1 pseudogene is annotated in these 468 nt (G+C 48.5%); it reads right to left on the bottom strand.

Annotation, left to right across the window (positions count from 1 at the left end):
* Nucleotides 1-431, bottom strand: a pseudogene (locus AAIR21_RS27905) (ImcF-related family protein); the annotation flags it as partial.
* Nucleotides 432-468 lie beyond the last annotated feature (37 nt).

A 468-nucleotide genomic window follows, 5' to 3' on the forward strand; every position in this document is an offset into this window, starting at 1 on the left:
GCGCTCTCCGTATCTTCCGGACTCCCCGTCACCAGGAAAATACGGACTTTCTTTTGCCAGCGAGGGCCATAGCGAAGCTGAAGGTGCTCCCGGATGGTTTCCGCGCAGAGACTTTCTTCATGACTTCCGACCTCAGGGAGATCGGTTGATATTTCACCGACATCCTGCTTTCGGTTTACGCCCCACTGATAATACAGACCGGATTTACCTGAAGTATTGAACATCTGTTCAATCAGCCAGCCCAGTAAAAACCAGATAGCAGCCATCAGAGAACAACAGGTGAAGATCCGCTGACCATCCCAGGGACCAAGCCCTGTTGTGGACACCATTGTTTCAGGAAAGGCATAAAACAAAAAAGCCACGATCACCGTCAGAAAAAACAGAACCGCAACAGTCGTGCCAATCAGTGTTTTCACTTTTACTTTAGACATTCCCTTGCCGTTCCTCATGCATTTTCTCTTTAGTGAT

This window comes from Enterobacter sp. PTB, from assembly GCF_051130085.1.
In the GTDB taxonomy this organism is placed as follows: domain Bacteria; phylum Pseudomonadota; class Gammaproteobacteria; order Enterobacterales; family Enterobacteriaceae; genus Enterobacter; species Enterobacter ludwigii.